The organism is Nostoc sp. FACHB-152, from assembly GCF_014697475.1.
Classification (GTDB): Bacteria; Cyanobacteriota; Cyanobacteriia; order Cyanobacteriales; family Nostocaceae; genus Nostoc_B.
This window is the reverse complement of sequence record NZ_JACJRV010000165.1, coordinates 1-5,012: the sequence shown is the minus strand read 5'-3', so window position 1 is coordinate 5,012 and position 5,012 is coordinate 1. Positions and strand designations below refer to the sequence as shown.

General features: G+C 40.1%; 4 protein-coding genes. 3 read left to right on the top strand and 1 reads right to left on the bottom strand.

The genetic code is table 11. The features are described 5' to 3' along the window. Window positions 1–224: 224 nt before the first annotated feature. A complete protein-coding gene (locus tag H6G76_RS36060; protein ID WP_190710981.1) occupies window positions 225–1,097 on the bottom strand; it encodes an S-methyl-5'-thioadenosine phosphorylase in 873 nt (290 codons plus the stop codon). 500 nt (window positions 1,098–1,597) lie between these two features. On the opposite strand from H6G76_RS36060, the gene H6G76_RS36055 reads away from it, so the two are divergent. The 3 genes from H6G76_RS36055 to H6G76_RS36045 are packed head-to-tail and all read left to right on the top strand — an operon-like array spanning window position 1,598 to window position 4,830. Next, a complete protein-coding gene (locus tag H6G76_RS36055) occupies window positions 1,598–3,454 on the top strand; it encodes a Mu transposase C-terminal domain-containing protein (RefSeq protein WP_190710980.1) in 1,857 nt (618 codons plus the stop codon). A gap of 4 nt (window positions 3,455–3,458) precedes the next feature. Then, a complete protein-coding gene (locus tag H6G76_RS36050; RefSeq protein ID WP_190710979.1) occupies window positions 3,459–4,313 on the top strand; it encodes an AAA family ATPase in 855 nt (284 codons plus the stop codon). Continuing rightward, window positions 4,267–4,830, top strand: a complete 564-nt coding sequence (locus H6G76_RS36045; protein ID WP_190710978.1) for a TniQ family protein — start codon at window positions 4,267–4,269, stop codon at window positions 4,828–4,830. The genes H6G76_RS36050 and H6G76_RS36045 overlap by 47 nt, the downstream gene beginning before the upstream one ends. Window positions 4,831–5,012 lie beyond the last annotated feature (182 nt).

The following is a 5,012-nucleotide window of genomic DNA, read 5'->3' as shown; positions in this document are numbered from 1 at the left end:
TATTGACATTAAGTCCTAATAAGCGTCCTTTCTACCAACAAGGTCAAAGAGCTATGAGACTTATTCTGTCTGCATTCTAGCCCTTTTTGTAGCCCCTTAAGGGAAAGATAGCAGAAGGCAGGAGGTAAAAGTCTTACTATTCCTGGCATTCAAACTTCCAAATGTCCTAACCTATGTGAGTACTGCTATGTAGGCTAAACTGTATCTCGTTAGCTTAGTCAAAACTACAAATACTTTTGCAGCAACAACTTTAGTTTCTCCTTCGTAGCTGCTGGTGCTTTATCCAACTGTGTCAAAATTGCATATTTCAATGCTGAGTGTGCGTCACTAGATGGCGGGTTTTCGCTCAAACGACGTACAGTTTCTTGAATTACTTTTTGCGCGTTAACTGCATTGCGTTGCAAATTACCAATGACCATCTCAACGGTGACACTATCATGATCTGGGTGCCAACAATCGTAATCTGTAACCAGTGCCAAAGTTGCATAGGCGATTTCTGCTTCTCTAGCTAACTTGGCTTCGGGTAAGTTCGTCATTCCAATTACTGTTGCACCCCAACTACGATAGAGATTTGATTCGGCTTTGGTAGAAAATGCTGGCCCTTCCATGCAGATATAAGTGCCGCCGCGATGTATGGTAACATCTGGTAAATTTAGAGATGCGATCGCCGTAGCTAATATGCCTGCTAAATTTTTACAAATCGGCTCACCAAAGGCTATATGTGCAACGATACCTTCACCAAAAAATGTAGAAATCCGATTTCTTGTCCGATCAATAAACTGATCTGGCACTACCATATCTAATGGTTTCGCTTCAGCTTTTAAAGAACCAACAGCACTAGCTGAAATTAAATACTCTACGCCTAGTTGCTTCATAGCATAGATATTTGCGCGAAATGGCAACTCCGACGGCAACAGCGTATGATTACGACCATGACGTGCCAAAAAAGCTACTTTCGTCTCTTCTAACGTTCCTAAAATCAAAGCATCAGAAGGCGAACCAAAGGGAGTTTGAATTTGCACTTCTTCGACATCTTTCAGGGCTTCCATTTTGTATAGGCCGCTGCCACCAATAATGCCAATCCTAGCTTGAACCATAATCTTGAAGCTGTTCCTTGCTGATCTGCCTAGTTATTTTACAGAAAAGCAGAGCTAAAAACGCTCACAATTCTTAGAAGCGTTTGCAAAACGCTTGGATTCAGTGCTTTGTCTGACAGTGAAAGTGAGTACGCAACCTATATACCTAATATAAAACAAGGGCAGCAGTTAAGAAATCTTATCCCTAAACTTTGTCTTATTCAGCAAAATTGATACATTTATAGTTATAGATGTAGAGCAACTGTACATTCGCAGATTATTTGTCGCAGTTTGCAAATCATGTCGCTATCGGTTAAAAACTATCTAAGCTTTATTTTACAAAGCTTTTAGCTTTTTTATGAATAAAATAAGCCAAGTTGTCAGTTTGCAAATTATATGTCGCAAATCATAATTTCGCAAATTAAATGTCGTTTATTTAAGTTTTGTTAATTTGCAAATTATTGGTCGCATTCTTAACAAATAATGGTACATTAGTACCTTAATGAATGTTTTTCGCTCCAATGGCAGACGAAGAATTTGAATTCACAGAAGAATTGACCGAAACCTCAGAAACTATTTTTCTTGGGGAAAATAATTTCAGTGTAGATCCATCGCAAATTATTCTCGACACTTCAGATAGGCATAAGCTGACATTTAACCTCATCCAATGGCTTGCTGAATCACCAAATCGCACGATTAAGTCTCAGAGGAAGCAAGCAGTTGCAAATACTCTTGGTGTATCTACTCGGCAGGTCGAGCGTCTACTTAAGCAATACTATGAAGACACACTATCCGAGACAGTAGGAATACAACGCTCAGATAGGGGAAAGTATCGAGTCAGCGAATACTGGCAAGAATTTATCAAAGCAACTTATGAAAAAAGCCTGAAAGACAAGCATCCAATGTCGCCAGCATCTGTAGTTCGCGAAGTGAAGCGACACGCGATCGTTGATCTTGGACTTGAGCAAGCAGATTATCCTCATCAAGCTACTGTCTATAGAATTTTAAATCCGTTAATTGAGCAGCAAAAACGGAAGAAACGAGTGAGAAATCCAGGTTCGGGGTCTTGGTTGACAGTTGAAACACGTGATGGAAAGCAACTCAAAGCTGAGTTTAGTAACCAAATTATTCAATGTGACCATACGGAACTTGATATTCGCATAGTTGATAGTAATCGTGTGTTACTACCTGAGCGACCTTGGTTAACTACCGTTGTTGATACTTTCTCTAGTTGTGTTTTGGGTTTTCATTTATGGATAAAGCAACCTGGTTCTGCTGAAGTGGCTATTGCCTTAAGACATTCTATATTACCCAAGGAATATCCGCATGACTATAAACTTAGCAAACCTTGGGGATACGGCCTTCCTTTTCAATACTTTTTTACTGATGGCGGAAAAGATTTTCGCTCTAAACATCTCAAAGCCATTGGCAAAAAACTGGGATTTCAATGCGAATTGCGCGATCGCCCAAACCAAGGTGGTATTGTAGAACGGATTTTTAAAACCATTAATACTCAAATTCTTAAAGACTTACCCGGTTACACAGGATCTAATGTTCAGGAACGCCCCAAAAACGCAGAAAAAGAAGCTTGTTTGACCATACAGGATCTAGACAAGATTTTAGCTAGTTTCTTTTGTGACATTTATAATCATGAACCTTATCCCAAAGATCCGCGCGATACGAGATTTGAAAGATGGTTCAAGGCAATGGGAGGAAAACTACCTGAGCCTTTGGATGAGCGAGAATTAGATATCTGCTTGATGAAAGAAGCGCAACGGGTTGTTCAAGCTCATGGCTCTATCCAGTTCGAGAATCTGGTTTATCGAGGAGAATCACTCAGGGCATATAAAGGTGAATATGTGACCTTAAGATATGACCCAGACCATATCCTGACATTATATGTCTACAGTTGTGATACAAATGATGACCTGGGAGATTTCTTGGGGTACGTTCATGCAGTCAACATGGACACCCAAGAACTGAGTTTAGAAGAATTGAAAAGCCTGAATAAAGAGCGTAGCAAAGCTCGTCGGGAGCATTCTAACTATGATGCTCTATTAGCATTAGGTAAGCGCAAGGAGCTTGTAGACGAGTGTAAACAGGAAAAGAAAGCAAGACAACAGGCAGAGCAAAAGCGTTTACGTTCTGCTTCTAAGAAAAATTCAAAAGTTGTTGAACTAAGGAAAAGTAGAGTTTCAGTTTCTTCTAAGAAAGATAATCAACTTGAACTATTACCAGAGAGAGTTTTAAGGGAAGAATTACAGCCTCAAAAAATAGAACCGCAACTGGAGGTAGCTAATAAAGCTGAGACTCAAGAACAGGAAAGACACAAGTTGCTTCTCCCTGGACGTAAACAAAATTTGAAGAAGATTTGGTGATTATATGGCGCAATCGCAACTAGCTATTCAGCCTTCTGTTGAAGCTTTAACTCCTCAGCTAGATTTAAAAACTCAACTTGCTAAAGTTGTTGAAATTGAAGAGATATTCAATAATTGCTTTATACCCACTGATCGCGCTTGTGAATATTTCAGATGGCTAGATGAGTTGCGGATACTAAAACAATGCGGTCGAGTAATTGGGCCAAGAGATGTAGGTAAAAGCCGAGCCTCTCTTCACTATCGGGAGGAAGATAGGAAAAAAGTTTCATATGTCAGAGCTTGGTCAGCATCGAGTTCTAAACGTCTGTTTTCGCAAATTCTTAAGGATATTAACCACGCAGCACCAACAGGTAAGCGAGAAGATTTACGTCCAAGATTAGCTGGTAGTCTGGAATTATTTGGGATAGAACAGGTCATTGTTGACAATGCCGACAATCTCCAAAAAGAAGCATTCCTAGACCTTAAGCAACTATTTGACGAATCTAATGTTTCTGTTGTCTTAGTAGGAGGACAGGAGCTAGATAAAATTTTATATGATTTTGATTTGTTAACTAGCTTTCCAACACTTTATGAGTTTGATCGTCTAGAACAGGATGATTTTCAAAAGACACTAAACACCATTGAATTTGATATTCTAGCTCTACCCGAAGCTTCCAATTTATATGAAGGGGCTACATTTGAGATTCTAGCTGCAAGTACGGGTGGGCGAATAGGATTGCTGATCAAGATATTAACGAAAGCAGTTTTACATTCTCTCAAAAATGGCTTTAGCAGAGTTGATCAAAGCATTTTAGAAAAAATCGCTAATCGGTATGGCAGAAAATACATTCCCCCCGAAAACAGAAATAAGAATTCATGATCATTATGAAGATTTACCCAGGTTGGGCTATGTTGAGCCATATGAAGGTGAAAGCATTAGTCATTACTTGGGGCGTTTACGCCGATTCAAGGCTAACAGTCTTCCTTCTGGATACTCATTAGGTAAAATTGCTGGTCTTGGTGCTATCACAACGCGATGGGAGAAGCTTTATTTCAATCCCTTTCCGAGTTTTGAGGAGTTAGAAGCTTTGGGTAAGCTAATTGGTGTGCAGGTTGAAAGGTTATATGAGATGCTGCCAGTAAAGGGTATGACCATGAAACCCAGACCAATTCGGTTATGTGGTGCTTGCTATGCAAAAATACCTTGTCATCGTATTGAGTGGCAATTTAAGGACAAGATGAAATGCGATCGCCACAATTTACGCCTGCTAACCAAATGCACTAACTGTGAAACTCCTTTCCCGATTCCCGCAGATTGGGCGCAAGGTAAATGCACCCATTGCTTTTTGCCTTTTGCAACAATGGCGAAGCGTCAGAAGCTTTATAGCGAACTTTGAGATAGCCATTGATGTCGTTTCCTCCCCCAGCTACTCCAGCTTGCTCTTGCACGACAGCGCAAGGAAGTTGAGTTGATATACTATAGAACCCATTTGACATCTTAGGAAGAACCTGCAAGCCTCTTAATCATGAGCCTGATGAAGCAGAGGTTGAGTTTGGCAGTGGCACTAGCTAGAGTTCG